Raw genomic sequence first — 15,563 nt, 5'->3', positions numbered from 1 at the left:
GCTGCGTCTTCCGCTAAAGCGGGAAGCCCAGCTGCCCGCGCCGCACACATCAGGCACATGGAATGGAACGAACCCCGCCGGACCCGGCCTGCGACGACCGCCGGCATCCCCTTGAAGCCGGCCGCCGAGACCCCCGTCAAGCCGCCAATCCGCATCCCCGTCGGCATCGGGTTCACCTACAAGGACAAGGCCACAGGAGAGACCTGGACCCTGTCCGGACTCCGGTCCGGACGCAACGTCATCCTGGTACGCGGCGATATGCGCACCCCCGAGGAGATCCGCGACCGCGTGTCTGTGGACGATCTTGCCGACCACTACGACCACGAAGGCTGCGACCACGAGAACTTCTGTTGCACCCTGCACCGTACCCATGTGATGCCCCATCGCGGCTGCATTATGCGCTGAACCTGCCGTTGGCTCCTGACGCGGATGGGGTCCCTGGCTTAGAGCCACATGACGGAGCCGCCGGCACGGGGTTCGTACCGCTTGCCGACCAGCCTGGAGGCGAACGAAGCATCCTCGGCTGACAAGGTCTCCGGGAACGTCCTCCCGAAGGACTTCAGTTCCCCGGCGAGCCGACCCAGCAACTCGAGCTCGAAGCGGGCCTTGCGCGGGGATCCGGACGGGACAGCCCTGATGACCTTGGTGACCCCGGTGATGACGCCACCCAGACCGACCAGAAGGTAGCCGGCCTTCTCGATCCGGTCGGCACCGGCACCGGTCCAGTCGCCACGCTGCGCGTTCAGCCAGTCCTCATCGCTGAGCGCAGGGGCGTCACCCCACCATTTGCGCCATCCGTCGGTGCTTTCCTCGGCCGGCGCCGTCTGGATCAGCGGCAGCTTGCCACCTGCGGAAACAAAGTCCGCCGTGCGGAGTGGGGCGAGGGAGGACATGGACAGGTCGGCGAGGTATCCGGAGGCCAGAAGTTTGGCGATGTTCGGGCGGGTGGTCTGCAGGTACGCTGCCGCGGCGTTCGGGGTGAGGACCTCGTCGAGGATCGGGTCGGCAGGCGTGAGGGTGATAACTGGGACGGTCATGCTTCCGGCTTTCTTATCGGCGGTTTTCGAATGACTCAAGCATATACAGCATTGTGTCAATGGGTCAATTGTGAGCAGGACAATCCCGTGCGCCGCACACATGTGCAGGGCAGCCCGCCCCCCCCGGGCAGCCGCGATACGAACCCCACGGCCAGGTTGACGCCCGTCATCAGCCGGGACGCATAGGGGAAGACCAAGGGCCGGGAACGCCGGCCGGGATCAAAGGATGGTGCTGGACCGTGACGGAGAAACTCATCTACTTCTCCTCGGTCTCCAACAACACCCACCGCTTCGTCGAGAAGCTCGGCCTGGCAGCTGACCGGCTGCCGGTACACACCTCCGACGAAACCCTGCTCGCCACCGAACCGTTCGTCCTGGTCACCCCCACCTACGGTGGAGGCCCTGAGGGCGGGGCGGTGCCGAAACAGGTGATCAAGTTCCTCAACGTCGAAGCCAACCGGAACCTCATCCGTGGGGTCATCGCGGCGGGGAACACCAATTTCCATGACTCCTACTGCCTGGCAGGGGATGTCATTGCGGCCAAGTGCCGCACACAACTGTTGTACCGAGTCGAACTCATGGGCACCCCGGAAGACGTGGAGCGTGTCCCGCACTGGATTGGAGAAATTTTGGGAACGAACACCCTTGCGCCCGAGCGCGTAAGCAAGGACGACCTTCTGCCGGAGGCGTACAAGGGCCTTGGCTATCACGAGCTGAACGCCTACCTGAACCTTTACGGGGCGGACGGCAAGATGCAGTTCGCCGCCGACCGTGAGGCTGCCCGGCAGTACCACCTGCAGCACGTGAACCAGAACATGGTGTTCTTCCACGACCTGGCGGAGAAGCTCGACTACCTGGTGAAGAACCACTACTACGAGGCCGAGCTGATCGCCAAGTACGACTTCGCCTTCATCAAGTCCCTGTTCCAGCAGGCGTACCGGCACAAGTTCCGGTTCCCGACCTTCCTGGGCGCTTTCAAGTTCTACACCTCCTACGCCATGAAGACCTTCGACGGCAAGAGGTTCCTGGAACGCTACGAGGACCGCGTCACCATGGTTGCCCTCGGCCTGGCCGACGGCAACGAGGCCATCGCCCGCCAGCTGGTCGACGAAATCGTCACCGGCCGCTTCCAGCCGGCCACCCCAACCTTCCTGAACACCGGCAAGAAGCAGCGCGGCGAGCTCGTCTCCTGCTTCCTGATGCGCACCGAAGACAACCTCGAGTCCATCTTCAAGGCCGTCTCCAACTCCGGCCAGCTCTCCAAGCGCGGCGGCGGCGTCGCAGTGTGCCTGACCAACCTGCGCGAGGTCGGAGCGCCGATCAAGAAGATCGAAAACCAGTCCTCGGGAGTCATCCCGGTGATGAAACTGCTGGAAGACACCTTCTCCTACGCCAACCAGCTGGGCCAGCGCCAGGGCGCCGGCGCCGTCTACCTGCACGCCCACCACCCGGACATCGAGCGGTTCCTGGACACCAAGCGGGAGAACGCTGACGAGAAGATCCGCATCAAGACTCTTTCCCTCGGCGTGGTTATCCCCGACATCACGTTCGAGCTGGCCAAGAAGGACGAGGACATGTACCTGTTCTCGCCCTATGACGTCGAAAAGGTCTACGGCATGCCGTTCTCCGACATCAGCGTCACCGAGAAGTACTACGAGATGGTCGACGACGCGCGGATCAAGAAGACCAAGATCAACGCGCGCGAGTTCTTCCAGACCCTCGCCGAGATCCAGTTCGAGTCCGGCTACCCGTACATCATGTTCGAGGACACCGTAAACAAGGCGAACCCCATCGACGGCAAGATCATCATGAGCAACCTCTGCTCCGAGATCCTGCAAGTCTCCTCCGCCAGCACCTTCAACGAGGACCAGAGCTACGACACCGTGGGCAAGGACATCTCCTGCAACCTGGGCTCGATGAACATCGCGGCAGCCATGGACGGCGGCAACCTGGGTGCCACGGTCGAGGCCGCCATCCTCGGGCTCACTGCAGTCTCCGACCAGTCCGACATCCAGGCGGTCCCGCCGGTTGCCAACGGCAACCGGAAGTCCCACGCCATCGGCCTCGGCCAGATGAACCTCCACGGGTTCCTGGCCCGCGAGAGGGTCCATTACGGGTCGGAGGAAGCCCTGGACTTTGTCAGCTCCTACTTCGCCGCCGTGGCCTACCACGCGCTTCGGGCATCCAACCAGATCTCCATCACGCGCGGCACCACGTTCGAGGGCTTTGAACGGTCAAAGTACGCCACCGGAGAATTCTTCGACACCTACACCACCCGTTCCTGGCTGCCACAGACCGAGCGCGGCCAGGAGCTGTTCGCGAAGTTCGGCATCACCCTGCCGACCGTGGCGGACTGGGAGCAGCTGAAGGCCTCCGTCGTGGAGCACGGCATCTACAACCAGAACCTCCAGGCCGTCCCGCCGACAGGCTCGATCTCCTACATCAACAACTCGACGTCGTCGATCCACCCCATCGCCTCCAAGATTGAAATCCGCAAGGAAGGCAAGCTGGGCCGGGTCTACTACCCGGCGCCGTACCTCACGGACGACAACCAGGAGTACTACGCCGACGCCTACGAGATCGGCTACGAGAAGATCATCGACACGTACGCCGCTGCCACCGTGCACGTGGACCAGGGCTTGTCGCTGACGCTGTTCTTCAAGGACACCGCCACCACGCGCGACATCAACAAGGCCCAGATCTACGCCTGGCGGAAGGGCATCAAGACCATCTACTACATCCGCCTCCGCCAGCTCGCGCTGGAGGGAACCCAGGTGGACAACTGCGTCTCCTGCACGCTCTGACGCGTAACGGCTCACCCCCTTGCACGGAATGAGCCACCGATGGAAGGCCCCCGGCAACCCTCCTGCCGGGGGCTTTCTGTCCTCCCAGAGAGACCACGGTCGGCATTGCCGCACACCTAATCAATGAAAGGACGGATGCAGCCGGCACCCCCGGATTACTGGCCCATGAGGGCGCCGTTGAGCTTCTGCCGGCCGAGCGGCCGCTGTGCTCCGTGCCCATCAGGCTGCATGCGCCCCTCAGCGGAATCTACGCATGTTTCAGGGCAGAAGAAGATTTAGACCTCAAGCCCGAGAGGCCAGACATGAGCGCAGCACCCGGATGGTACCCCTTGGCAAATGAGCCAGGGATGATGGGCTATTGGGACGGTAACGGCTGGACGGCGCACAAGCAGCCGCTGCCACCGACCCAGGAAGCCGTCCCCGTCGCCGCTCAAGTTCCTGCGGTCGCGCAGCCTGCAGAGCAGTACGCCGGAACCGGCGGCCAAAGCTCCCATCCCTGGGCCCCGGAAGCCTTCGTCGGCACAGCCAAGAAGTACATGGGCGACCCGAACGTCCGGGCCAACGGGACAACGGCTGCAGGCGGCGCACTGATAGCTGACGGCGTCGTCGGCTTCGGTGAACAGCGCCAGGGCATCGGCGGGGCCATCGGTACCATCGTATTCGGCGTTATCTGGCTCATCCTGTGCCTGACCCCCGGCATGCCTTTGCACAACGCCGAACCGCGCGCGGGAACACTCCACGCCCAGGCCACCGTCGTGAATGTCCAGGTCGACGCCAAGGGCAACTGCAGCCCAGTGGCCGAGCTCGTCGTCGACGGCACTTCTTACGCGGTCCACTCCAACGTGAGCGAGAAGCCTTGCCCCTATATGAAGGGCGAGAAGATCGACGTCACGTACCACCCTGCCGACATCCAGGCCACCGCGACCATCCCGCCCTCGGGCTTTTTCAAGACCTTCCTGACTTTTGCCCCCTGGATCGGCGTGCTGGTCATCGCGGGCGGTGTCTGGACCTTCATTAAGCGTGCAGGCTCCATCGCTGCGGGCATCTTCCTGCTCCGCAAGGGTCTGTTGGCCCGAAAGGCATTGAAGGACAAGCCCGAAGCCTAAGAGACTGAGCGCTTCATCCCGGAGGCTTGAGGCCCGTCGGCCGCCGGGACGCATAGGGGAGTCCAGACGCCCCCGGGCAACCGCCACCCGGCGCTGGCCGCGGGCATGACACCAGCACAACGAAAGAGAACACTATGGGATCCCTCCAACTCATCGAACAAGCTCACGCGATCAACTGGAACCGCATCCAGGACGAGAAGGACGTCGAGGTTTGGAACCGCCTCGTCAACAACTTCTGGCTGCCGGAGAAGATCCCGCTGTCCAACGACGTCCAGTCCTGGGCCACCCTGACGCCTGAAGAGCAGCTGCTGACCATGCGCGTGTTCACCGGCCTTACCCTGCTGGACACCATCCAGGGAACCGTCGGCGCCGTGTCCCTGATCCCGGACGCCATCACCCCACACGAGGCCTCCGTCTACACGAACATCGCGTTCATGGAGTCCGTGCACGCCAAGTCCTACTCCTCGATCTTCTCGACGCTCTGCTCGACGAAGGAAATCGACGAGGCCTTCCGCTGGTCCGTCGAGAACGAGCACCTTCAGAAGAAGGCAAAGATTGTCATGGACTACTACGAGGGCGACGACCCGCTCAAGCGCAAGATCGCCTCCACCCTCCTGGAAGGCTTCCTGTTCTACTCCGGCTTCTACCTGCCGATGTACTGGTCCTCGCGCGCGAAGCTGACCAACACGGCTGACCTGATCCGCCTCATCATCAAGGACGAGGCCGTCCACGGCTACTACATCGGCTACAAGTTCCAGAAGGGCCTGGAGCAGGAAACCGAGGCCCGCCGGGAAGAGCTCCACGATTACACTTACGAGCTGCTCATGGAGCTGTACGAGAACGAGGTCCAATACACGCACGACCTCTACGACGGTGTCGGGCTGTCCGAGGACGTCAAGAAGTTCCTGCACTACAACGCCAACAAGGCGCTCATGAACCTCGGCTATGAGCCCATGTTCGGGCCCGGCACGACCGACGTGAACCCGGCCATCCTCTCGGCGCTGTCACCGAACGCGGACGAGAACCACGACTTTTTCAGCGGCAGCGGCTCGTCGTACGTAATGGGGTCCTCCAAGGCAGTTGCGACCACGTCGGATGACTGGGATTTTTAGCAGTTTGCGCAATAATCTCGCGGAAAATTGAGCAGAGTGGCCGCGATTCAGGCTAATCGGGAGCAGACCGCACAAATGCTGCCGCACCCTCAATGATACTCCCACGGCCCGTTTTGGAAGGAACAATTCCCCTCCGAAGCGGGCCGTGGCCCGTGGGTTGCCAGGTACGAAAGGAATGCAACATGACAGCAACAGCCGCCGAATCAAGCACCCGGACTGAGACCGGGAAGACGCTTTTCACCATCTGGGCTGAAGGCTTCGCCGCGACAGGCGAAGCGGAGACAGCCTGGCAGCTCAACGAGTCGCCGATTGAGGCGGAGTCGCTGGATGATGCCGTGCACCAGTATGTCGGTGCCAGCGATTCCCGCCATCTGTTCCACCGGCGCAATGACGGGACCTGGACCTACTGGGGCTGCCGGCTGTTCGACAACGAATCCGACGCCCGCGGGGCGTTCGGATAAGCCAGAAGCCAGGCCATGGCCCGGCCAAGGGAGCCCGCAAAGGCGGTCGGAGCGATCCGGTCGCCTTTTGCGTCTCCGGAGACGGGGGCCTCCGCACACATCAACAGCATGAGCACCCTCACCCACGCCCGGCCCGGAAGGACCGAGATCAAACGAGACCTCCGCTGGGCGGTCACTGATGGCATCTACGAGAGCGAGTTCCTCACCTCGTCCACGCAGGCGGCCGCATGGCTCGTGGACGAGGCAATGAGGAAGCACCTCAAAGGGGAGACCCCGACCATCGGCGTGCACCTCCACGACCAGCTCCTCGGCGTCATCTGGGATGCTACACCGGATGTCACCGATGTCTTCACAGCGGTCGGCTGGCCAAAGACGATCGACGACACCCTCGAGTTCCTGCGGTTGAGAGCCTCCGTCATCGGCATCATCCGAGACATCCTGGTCTCCGACGACACCCCGGCTGACGCGCCGGAACCCGGCATCTCAGACCCGCACACCTACGCGCTCGTCTGCCGCTGAACAGAGCCAGACCGGGGAGCGCCGGTCGCCTGTCCGCACACATGGTGCCCAACTACCTGACTCCAACATGGACGGACACTGCCCTTGAGCTATCCCAATGCTGCACGCGCAAAGTATCCCGCATACGATCTGCACTTCCGCCTGATTGAATACACCGCAGAGCTCCTGGCCCGGAACCACTTCGAAACCAAAGGCCACCCCGGAACACCCTGGGATGAGTGGCTGGACCGCGGCCCCCACGGCAGCCGGGAAGAGACGCTCGCACCGTACACCCATGCACAGAAGCTGGCCGAGATGGGCATGCTGTCGTGGCCGAAGGAAACCCGGTTCCCGGACACGAGCTGGCACGTCCAGGGCGCCAGCAACATCAGGCTGTCCGATGGAACCTCCGGCCTGGATTGGATCAAACCTTTCGGCTTCAACGCCGAAGGCGCCATTGAATACGCGGCGGCGTGCATTACCACTGGCATCCCGCACCGATTGTCTTGGTCGTTCAACGACGCGTCCGGGCAAGACCATGACTGAGGCCGTCGAAGCATCCGCTGGCCACCCGGTCCTCGACTGGCTTATCGCCGACTACAAAGCCGAAGGGTCACGGTGTCGGAGCAGCCGAGGACTGGACGAAGTCCGGCGCTATCTGGAATTGGCGGCGCTGGAGCCCACCGAAGAGCTTGCCCTGAAGCGGATGGAAGCTCTCGAAGAGGAGGCCGCCGGACGGTATTTCGAGGCGCGCAGGGTGAAACCGCCGCAATGGAATCTCCTTGCCAGGCTCCGCGCTGCCCTGGCTGTCCGGCGCCTCGCCAAGGACCTTTCAGCTGCCCACCACGCTGACCGCTACTACTGGCTCGTGCACCGGAACCTGCGTAAGTCAGGACGTGCCAATAAAGACGCCGAGGTCCACCCGTGAGCGGCCACCATAGCGATACCGATGTTGGCCTCGCGGCCCACCTGCCCATCGGCGCAGGGGATTCCTCTGTGCACTGCTCCTGTGGGGACCTCGCGCCGGGCGGCTTCCTGGCCCACCTCTCCAGCTTGCTCGGCATCGACGAGGCAGCTGCCCGAGCGGCCTTGCTGGAAGCCCACGACAACGTCGAGGTCAATCCCGGAATGTGTGGTGGCTGCGAGACCTGTGGGGACTCCTCCGCGGGTGCCTTCTGCCAGATCTGCGGATTCAACTACGACCCATGCTTCGCCCACTTCCTCGCCACCGAAGGACCAGAATGAAGACCCACTACGAGCTCGCCCTTGATGGGCTCAAAGCCCTCGACGACATGCACGCGTCCGGAACGCCTGTCACTGAGGCAAGCGCCCTGGCCAAGGTCTCTATCCGGGCATCCCTGGCGGCTGCAAAGGCCGCCGAAGACCTGCTGAAGGCCCAGGAGACCGCGAACCTGATCTCTTATGCCGCCCTCTGCCGGGAGTTCCGCAGCCACGCAACGGCAATAGCGGCACGGGAACTGGCCGATACCGCCATGGCCGCCCACCCCGAAATCCGGGAAGCCCAACTTAAAGACAAGGACGACTGATGCCTCCTCGCCTGCTCATCACCGGCTCCCGCGGCTGGACCGACCGCGCCGTCATCAGGGACGCCCTCCGGGACTGGTGGGACTCGACCGGGCGTGACCCCGAAGCCATCCTGGTCTCCGGGAAATGCCCGAAGGGCGCCGACCGGATCTGCGAAGAGATCTGGGCCCACAACGGGTTGACCCTGGAGCTGCACCCGGCGAAGTGGCGGAAAGCTGACGGTTCACAGGACATGGCGGCCGGATACACGCGCAACAAGGCCATGGTCGACACCAGGCCGGACCACCTGATCGCCTTCATTTTGGACAAGTCCGGCGGCGCCAGTCACTGCCTCCGCTACGCCCAAAAGCAGGGCATCCCCACCACCGTCTACGAGGCGACGACCGCCGTGACAGACTAAAGCGGGAGATCGGCCCCGGACATGCCTGCCGGCCTTCCCTTATTTGCGCGTGCAGGCACTTCTTTTGCCAGGACGCCATCAGAAATAGCTTGGCGGAAAGACAGAAGTGAGCACACCATGAAGCGAACAGCCACCCGTCGCACCGTCATCGGGCTCGGGATCGCCGCCGCCCTCACCGGCGCCAACGCCACCCTCGCTCAGGCCGCCCCCGCGCCAACGATCAGCCTCAGCCCCGCCACGGGCCCGGCAGGGACCAGCGTGACCGTGTCAGGATCAGGGTTTCCCGGGCTGACCACCGGGACCCTCGCCTGCAGCGTCAACAGCGTTGCTTTCAAGACAGCCAAGAACGGCAGCTTCAACGCCGTGATCACCATCCCGGACACCACCGAGGCTTCCCTGACAGTGACAGCCAAGGCGGGCGGGACCACTGCGTCCAAGCTTTTCACGGTCGTGGCCCCGGCACCGGCCTTGCCCCCGGTTAGCAGCTCACCGCTGCGGTTTGGTCTCATCCCCGCCGGTGGCATGGCCGCCACCACCGAAATCGACGCAACGTCCCGACTCGTCGGTGAACAGCCCTCCATCCTCCTGAGCTACAAGGACTTCCGGCAGCCTGCGCCCATTGCCGAGCTCTCGGCGGCCAGTGCGCGCGGTGCCGTGCCGGTGATCACCTGGGAGCCCTGGGACGCTTCCGTCGGCGGACCAATCCAGCCCGCCTACACACTGGCCGCGATCGCCGGCGGGAACTTCGACAGCTACATCCGGCAATGGGGCTTGGATCTGGCTGTCTGGGGAAAATCGTTGATGCTCCGCTTCGCCCACGAGATGAACGGTGACTGGTACCCCTGGTGCGAGGTCACCAACGGCAACCAGCCCGGCGACTACATCCGGGCCTGGCAGCACGTCCATGACGTCGTAACGGCCGCCGGAGCCACGAACGTGACCTGGGTATGGGCGCCCAACGGTGGAGGGGCCGGCGACATGGCCGCCATGTACCCCGGAACTGGCCACGTGGACGTCCTGGGGCTGGACGCCTACAACTGGGGCACCACACAGAGCTGGAGCTCCTGGCAGTCACCCGAGGCCCTCTACGGCTACTGGCTGAACCAGCTGCGCTTGATCGCACCGGGCAAACAGATCATCATCACCGAAACGGCCAGCACTGAGGCCGGCGGCTCGAAAGCAGACTGGAACACCGCCCTGATCCCGTACCTGCGCACCCAGCCCGACGTCACCGGACTCATCTGGTTCAACCTGAACAAGGAAACCGACTGGCGGATCGAAAGCAGCACCTCGTCGTCAACTGCCTTCGCCGCCGCCCTGGCAAGCCGCTGAGACACCCCGGTGCACGTGGCCCAGCAGCCGCGTGCACCGGGTTCCCGGCCCAAGGATTGTCTGTCCCGGCTGGTTCACTAAGGGTCTCTAACGTCCCGAGGTGTGAGGTTCGAAGATGCTGCTTCAGTTCTGCCACAGACTCGCGCGATCCCTGAAATCCGAGACAGGGGCCATCAACACCACCGGAGCCCTGGTGGGGCTCGTTGTCACCGGCACGGTCGGAGGGGTAGCTGTGACCTCGTCCAGCCAGCTCATCGGGGCGGCCCACGACGCGGCCGCGCAGCAGAACGCAGCGCAAGTTGGAACCGCCCAGCAGCTGGCAAAAATCATGGACGGCCGCTTCACGGACCTGACCGGACTCGAAGCCGGTGGGCACGTGCCGGCATACCGCGCCGCGGCCGGCCCTCGCCGCTTTGCGACCCAGGCAGGGACGGGCGGTACATGCTTCGTCACCGTCAGCCGGTCCGCCACTGGGAAGACCTACTTCGCCACCGACCTCATCCCCACACCTGAGCCCTACGAACCGGGAGCCGGGACGGGATGCCTGCCCGAACCCCAGGTGCAGGCCATGGCCGGGGCACTTGATGCCGCCGCTGCGGCCGCCGGCTCCTGAGCACGGGCATCAGAACCTTTACGCCGCACACACGGCAGACGCCGGCGGGAGGACTTTATCCCGTGCGGCGGCGACCCCACCGGGATGACCGACATGATGTTCGGCAGCATGCAGGGGTGCCTGAGCAGAGTTCCGGAGACTACCAAGGCATCTGACAGCTGGGGGCAAATGGGCCCCGGTCAGAACAGCCGTGCCTGGAATATCTACGCATATTTCAAGGTAGAAGCCATTGAAAGGCCCGACCATGAAAAGCACCTCTCGCCAGCCGTTGACAGTCCGGTACGCACTGCCCGCAGGATGGCTGTCATGAACCGCTACGACGTGCTCGGCATCAAGGAAGATGCGACGCCGGAGGAAATCAAGAAGGCCTACCGGAAGCTTGCCGCGAAGACCCACCCGGACCGCAACGGCGAAGACATGACGCCGCTGTTCCGTTCCGTCCAGGACGCCTACGAGACCCTGTCCGACCCACTGAAGCGGGCAGCCTACGATCGTGAGCTGAATCCTGTCGCTGCAGCGCAGCCGGAAACTGCAGCGTACACCGGCTCTCAGGCGTCCTACCACCAGGATGAAACGCAGGCCGAGTACGATCCAGAGGAGCACGACGCCGCGGTCCCGCAGCCCCCACCGTCGGCCCGGCCGGTCAAAATACGGCGGATCAAGATCGGGCTCATCGTTGTCGTCTTTGCCGCACTCGGCGGCTACTGGCTGTTCCAGGAGATCCAACTCTGGCAGCTTGTACAGCCGAAGCAAGGCATCCGCCTTCTCACCTTTCAAGGGCTCCCGGCGATCGTCTACCCCCTTCTGTGGGCCTTCGGTACCCTGGTCGCCGCCGTCGCCGACGACATCAGCACAGCACTCAAGACCCCATTCGGCTGCGCGGCCTTCTCAGGAGGTTTCGCCTTTATCACTGCCACCGGATCCACCGACATCTGGATCCCGGCGCTGGTTACCGGGCTCATTCTCAGTTTCATGATCGGCCTTGCTGTGAGGCTCCGGGACGACATAGCTGCATGGGTCCGGTGACGACACAACAAGGCACCGCACACATGGCAGGCATGAGCACTCCCACCACGGCCGCGACTGCTGACGCCAACACCCCCGACCGGCTGCCCCGGGAAGCGGCAACTCGTGGCCGGAGGTCCGGCGTCGTCATCCTTGGTGTTTCGGCCGTCATGGCCAGTGCGGTCTTGACCGGATGCTCTCCCGACGGTTCAGTGATCGATGCTGATTACGCACAGACCTGCCAGGACAAAGCGACCCAGCAAAGAGTCGAGGACGACAAGTGCTCGGATCAAGGCCGTTCAAGTAGGCACTACGGCTGGTACTTCCTGCCGATGGGCAGCAGTGGCTCCACCGACTCCCGCTCCATTCCCGAGGTCGGCGCCCCGCTGTCCGGCGGCACCGACTCTATTCCACCAGGAGCGACGGCCAAGAGTGGCGTCGCAACCAAGGGCCCGACGTCCGTCTCACGCGGCGGCTTTGGTGGCAGCGCCAAAGGAAGCACAGGAGGCTGACCGTGAAACATGTTCCTTCCACAGCACCCTCGGGCCAGAAAAGATCCTTCGGCGTGGTTTTTGCTACGACCGGTTTGCAACCGGCATAGGGGCTTTCAGGTCCAGATCGACGACCAACGGCATGTGGTCGCTGTGGGGCAGCCACTCCGCGGTTTCACCAACGGCCACCTTGGCTTCGACTCCGGACGAGAGGAAGGCGTAGTCGATGTGGTGTCCAAGGTCGGGGTTCCAGTTGTGGAAGAACGTCTTGACCTGTTCTTCGCCGTGGGCGCTCTGATGCTGGCGGTGGTAGATGCTGTCCAGGCCGATCCCGCTGAGCTTCTCGACCAGCATCGAATGGTTCCTGCCCTGGTGCTTTGAGTCCCAGACGGTGTTGCTGTTGAAGTCACCGACGATCATCGCCCGTCCCGTCCCGAGGAACCGGGCGTGCTGGTCAACGATCTTGTGGGTCACCCGGACGTACTTCAGATCCCTATCCAACTGGTGCGCCCAGAGGGCAACGATATTGAGGCCGTCGACGCTGAACGGCAGATGCCACGGCAGACCGCGGTCGCCCGGCTCGGTCATCTTGTAGCTGGCCGGGATGAACCCGATCACTCCGAGCCCCTTGTGCGGGTTGGAGCCCACCCACGCAGAGAAGGGGTGATCTCCGCTTTCGATGTCCCTTTTCGAGACTTCCTGCAGGATGGCGACGTCGGGTGACAGCTCGTCCAGCAGGCTGCGCTTCTTATAGAGCGCCATCGAGCAGTTCCAGGAGACGATCCGCATTCAACACCCTTTGGTTCGGAAGACCCGAGAATCGAAACCCTAGTCCGTATGACAGGCGAAAGGACGGAGGGATGTCCTCCGCCCTTTCTCTTGCCGCGGCCCCCGACTACTTGTTCGAGACCGCTGCCTTCAGCTTGGATCCCGCGGTCAGTTTTACGGAGTGGCCTGCCGCGATCTCGATCGCTTCGCCGGTCTGGGGGTTTCGGCCAGAGCGGGCTGCTCGCTCAGTGCGTTCCACCGCGAGCCAGCCAGGGATGGTGATTTTCTCTCCGCTGGACAGCGACTCGGTGAAGACCTCGAACAGGCCGTCGAGGATTTTGTTGACGTCGGTTTTGGCGGTGCCTGCTTTGCCGGCGACCTGATCGACGAGTTCTGAACGGTTGATGGCCATGGTGACTCCTCATTTCGGTGATGTCTTTCAGTCGGAACGTACCACCGGGGCAAGGGGTCCAATCCAACTGCCACGCCGGGCAAGGCTGTATTGTCGGCTCAGCAAGGCGCTTTGATGGGTTCAGAGCTTTGACGATGACCGCTCAGGACTCTGCCGCACACATCGGCTGTGAACCAAAAGGTGGATGCTGGGACTCCGGTGCCAATCGACAGAAAGCCTCCGAATGAAAAACCGTCTCATCGGCGTCATTATGGTCTGCTTCGTACTCAACGTCGTTGGCGTCGTTCTGTCGCCAGTTGCCCACGATACATCGTCAACTATGGCAGTGGAGTAGATGCAGAAGCGGAGTCTGTCGCACTGGAGCACCAGGGGAGCACCAGGGGATCGAAGTCAAAGACACCATCTCCCACACATTGAAAGCCTCGATTGTCGTCGCCACGCCCTCTGAGATCGCCGCCGTGAAAGCCTCTGGACGTGTGGCTTCCGTTGAGCAGGACACGCGCGTGTCAATTACAGGAGCGACCTCTGTCTGGGGGATTGACCGGGTCGACCAAGGCACTGGCCGGGACGGACAGTACTCCATCGGCAGCGAGGGGGCCGGGGTCAACATCTACGTAGTCGACACCGGTTTGAACATGCCTCACACCGATTTCACAGGCAGGGTGGCCGCCAGCTGGACGGCCATCAACGATGGCATGGGCGCAAACGACTGTAACGGCCACGGTACGCACACGGCAGGTACGGCGGCTGGGACCACCTACGGCATTGCCAAGAAGGCAAACATCATCCCTGTCCGGGTCGTCGAATGCGACGGCAGTGGCTGGAACTCCACTGCCATAGCAGGAGTGGATTGGGCTGTCGCCCACCACAAGGCCGGGCAACCCGCAGTAATGAACATGAGCATCGGTGGCTTTGTCAGCGATAGCTTCGACCAAGCTGTGAAGAGCGCCATCGACGACGGCATCACTGTTGTGGCTGCGGCAGGCAACAACGGCGTCGACGCCTGCGGTGCCTCCCCGGCCCGCATCACGACTGCCATTACCGTGGCGGCCACAGACATCAACGACAACCAGGCAGCATGGTCCGATTACGGCTCCTGCGTCGACATTCAGGCTCCGGGCGTGTCCATCCGGTCTGCATGGAACAACTCACCAACTGGCTTCAAGAATCTGAGTGGTACATCCATGGCCGCGCCTCACGTTTCCGGTGCGGCAGCGGTCCTTCTGTCACGTAATCGCGCCTTGTCACCGGCGGACGTGCACCGGATCCTGATCAACAACTCCACGCCGGGTGTTGTCGGCGCCAACAAGGGGCTGACCCCGAACCGGTTCCTCTACATTCCGGGGAAGCCACCGCCCCCGCCCAACTGTGCCACCCTCAAGCCGGGCGACGCGTGGGCTGGCGTGGGCACTTACTGCGGGCTCGGGAAGTCCGCAACGAATCCATCCACCGGCAGCACGGGAGCGCGCACCGATTCAACGGCCACCGGGGACGTTGCCGGAGGTCCGCCGGGCGGCATCTTGTCCCACGAGGCACCCGTTCCTGTCCCAACAGCGGAACCAGTTGACGGGGCCCAGCGTACTGCTGCACCCGCGCCGCAGGCCGCCGTTGAAAGCGGTGCCGAACAGTCCCCTGCTCCGGCAGTCCCAGTCAAGAGGCAGGACAGCGAGGACAACTCTGTCATTGGTCCGGAAGCTGCCGCAGCCCCGGTACTTCCGGATGAGACCGGGGACGCAACTGTTGCAGCTGTACCTCGCGAGCTGACAGCTGGCGCGGGAGCAAGCAAAGCATCCCAGGTCGGAAGCAGTGTGGTCTGGTCCATCGCCGTCGGGCTAATGTTCTGCGCCTCGGCGTTGTACCTCATCCTGAATCGAATCACACCGTCTGGCACATCGACTGCCCCGTAAGAGCCGCTTTCGAGGGCATCGTTACGCGGCCTGTGGGCCGTTCAGGTCGTCCCGTGCCGCTGCTCGTATAGA

At 63.4% G+C, this 15,563-nt stretch carries 19 protein-coding genes; 16 read left to right on the top strand and 3 right to left on the bottom strand.

Annotated elements, in window-relative coordinates; all coding sequences use genetic code 11:
* Nucleotides 1–57 precede the first annotated feature (57 nt).
* Complete coding sequence (locus ACNAOU_RS24375) at nt 58–405, top strand: hypothetical protein (RefSeq protein WP_422759043.1); 348 nt, start codon at nt 58–60, stop codon at nt 403–405.
* 38 nt (nt 406–443) lie between these two features.
* On the opposite strand, the gene ACNAOU_RS24370 is transcribed toward ACNAOU_RS24375, so the two are convergent.
* Nucleotides 444–1,037 carry a hypothetical protein gene (locus ACNAOU_RS24370; RefSeq protein WP_422759042.1) on the bottom strand — a complete coding sequence of 198 codons (594 nt, stop codon included), beginning with the start codon at nt 1,035–1,037 and terminating at the stop codon, nt 444–446.
* 239 nt (nt 1,038–1,276) lie between these two features.
* Between ACNAOU_RS24370 and nrdE the strand changes: the two genes are divergently transcribed.
* The 14 genes from nrdE (at nt 1,277) to ACNAOU_RS24300 (ending at nt 12,425) form a co-directional block, all read left to right on the top strand.
* A complete protein-coding gene (gene nrdE, locus ACNAOU_RS24365) occupies nt 1,277–3,841 on the top strand; it encodes a class 1b ribonucleoside-diphosphate reductase subunit alpha (RefSeq protein WP_422759041.1) in 2,565 nt (854 codons plus the stop codon).
* A gap of 302 nt (nt 3,842–4,143) precedes the next feature.
* Entirely contained in the window at nt 4,144–4,947 is an 804-nt protein-coding gene (locus ACNAOU_RS24360) for a DUF2510 domain-containing protein (protein ID WP_422759040.1), read from the top strand.
* A 134-nt stretch (nt 4,948–5,081) separates the two neighbouring features.
* Nucleotides 5,082–6,059, top strand: coding sequence for a class 1b ribonucleoside-diphosphate reductase subunit beta (gene nrdF, locus ACNAOU_RS24355; protein ID WP_422759039.1), 978 nt, complete (start codon nt 5,082–5,084; stop codon nt 6,057–6,059).
* Between the two features lie 182 nt (nt 6,060–6,241).
* Nucleotides 6,242–6,520 carry a hypothetical protein gene (locus ACNAOU_RS24350; protein ID WP_422759038.1) on the top strand — a complete coding sequence of 93 codons (279 nt, stop codon included), beginning with the start codon at nt 6,242–6,244 and terminating at the stop codon, nt 6,518–6,520.
* A 108-nt stretch (nt 6,521–6,628) separates the two neighbouring features.
* Nucleotides 6,629–7,039 carry a hypothetical protein gene (locus ACNAOU_RS24345; RefSeq protein WP_422759037.1) on the top strand — a complete coding sequence of 137 codons (411 nt, stop codon included), beginning with the start codon at nt 6,629–6,631 and terminating at the stop codon, nt 7,037–7,039.
* An 84-nt stretch (nt 7,040–7,123) separates the two neighbouring features.
* Entirely contained in the window at nt 7,124–7,564 is a 441-nt protein-coding gene (locus ACNAOU_RS24340; protein WP_422759036.1) for a hypothetical protein, read from the top strand.
* Nucleotides 7,557–7,946 carry a hypothetical protein gene (locus ACNAOU_RS24335; RefSeq protein ID WP_422759035.1) on the top strand — a complete coding sequence of 130 codons (390 nt, stop codon included), beginning with the start codon at nt 7,557–7,559 and terminating at the stop codon, nt 7,944–7,946. Before ACNAOU_RS24340 ends, ACNAOU_RS24335 begins: the two co-directional genes overlap by 8 nt.
* The gene (locus tag ACNAOU_RS24330) at nt 7,943–8,263 is read left to right on the top strand and encodes a hypothetical protein (RefSeq protein WP_422759034.1); all 321 of its coding nucleotides are present in this window, start codon (nt 7,943–7,945) and stop codon (nt 8,261–8,263) included. Before ACNAOU_RS24335 ends, ACNAOU_RS24330 begins: the two co-directional genes overlap by 4 nt.
* A complete protein-coding gene (locus ACNAOU_RS24325) occupies nt 8,260–8,565 on the top strand; it encodes a hypothetical protein (protein ID WP_422759033.1) in 306 nt (101 codons plus the stop codon). The genes ACNAOU_RS24330 and ACNAOU_RS24325 overlap by 4 nt, the downstream gene beginning before the upstream one ends.
* Nucleotides 8,565–8,963, top strand: a complete 399-nt coding sequence (locus ACNAOU_RS24320; RefSeq protein ID WP_193594137.1) for an SLOG family protein — start codon at nt 8,565–8,567, stop codon at nt 8,961–8,963. The genes ACNAOU_RS24325 and ACNAOU_RS24320 overlap by 1 nt, the downstream gene beginning before the upstream one ends.
* A gap of 117 nt (nt 8,964–9,080) precedes the next feature.
* Entirely contained in the window at nt 9,081–10,295 is a 1,215-nt protein-coding gene (locus ACNAOU_RS24315) for a glycosyl hydrolase (RefSeq protein ID WP_422759032.1), read from the top strand.
* 115 nt (nt 10,296–10,410) lie between these two features.
* Complete coding sequence (locus ACNAOU_RS24310) at nt 10,411–10,908, top strand: hypothetical protein (RefSeq protein ID WP_422759031.1); 498 nt, start codon at nt 10,411–10,413, stop codon at nt 10,906–10,908.
* A gap of 306 nt (nt 10,909–11,214) precedes the next feature.
* Nucleotides 11,215–11,934 carry a J domain-containing protein gene (locus tag ACNAOU_RS24305; RefSeq protein ID WP_422759030.1) on the top strand — a complete coding sequence of 240 codons (720 nt, stop codon included), beginning with the start codon at nt 11,215–11,217 and terminating at the stop codon, nt 11,932–11,934.
* Nucleotides 11,935–11,966: 32 nt separating this feature from the next.
* Nucleotides 11,967–12,425, top strand: coding sequence for a tRNA-dihydrouridine synthase (locus tag ACNAOU_RS24300; protein WP_422759029.1), 459 nt, complete (start codon nt 11,967–11,969; stop codon nt 12,423–12,425).
* A gap of 63 nt (nt 12,426–12,488) precedes the next feature.
* Here ACNAOU_RS24300 and ACNAOU_RS24295 read toward each other — a convergent pair whose 3' ends face one another.
* Nucleotides 12,489–13,193, bottom strand: a complete 705-nt coding sequence (locus ACNAOU_RS24295; protein WP_422759028.1) for an endonuclease/exonuclease/phosphatase family protein — start codon at nt 13,191–13,193, stop codon at nt 12,489–12,491.
* A 106-nt stretch (nt 13,194–13,299) separates the two neighbouring features.
* A complete protein-coding gene (locus ACNAOU_RS24290; protein ID WP_422759027.1) occupies nt 13,300–13,584 on the bottom strand; it encodes an HU family DNA-binding protein in 285 nt (94 codons plus the stop codon).
* A 503-nt stretch (nt 13,585–14,087) separates the two neighbouring features.
* Between ACNAOU_RS24290 and ACNAOU_RS24285 the strand changes: the two genes are divergently transcribed.
* Nucleotides 14,088–15,491 (top strand): S8 family serine peptidase, encoded by a 1,404-nt coding sequence (locus tag ACNAOU_RS24285; RefSeq protein ID WP_422759026.1) that lies wholly within the window; start codon nt 14,088–14,090, stop codon nt 15,489–15,491.
* The last annotated feature ends 72 nt before the right edge of the window (nt 15,492–15,563 follow it).

The organism is Paenarthrobacter sp. C1, from assembly GCF_049315185.1.
Lineage (GTDB): Bacteria > Actinomycetota > Actinomycetes > Actinomycetales > Micrococcaceae > Arthrobacter > Arthrobacter nicotinovorans.
This window is presented reverse-complemented; position numbering and strand designations above follow the sequence as displayed.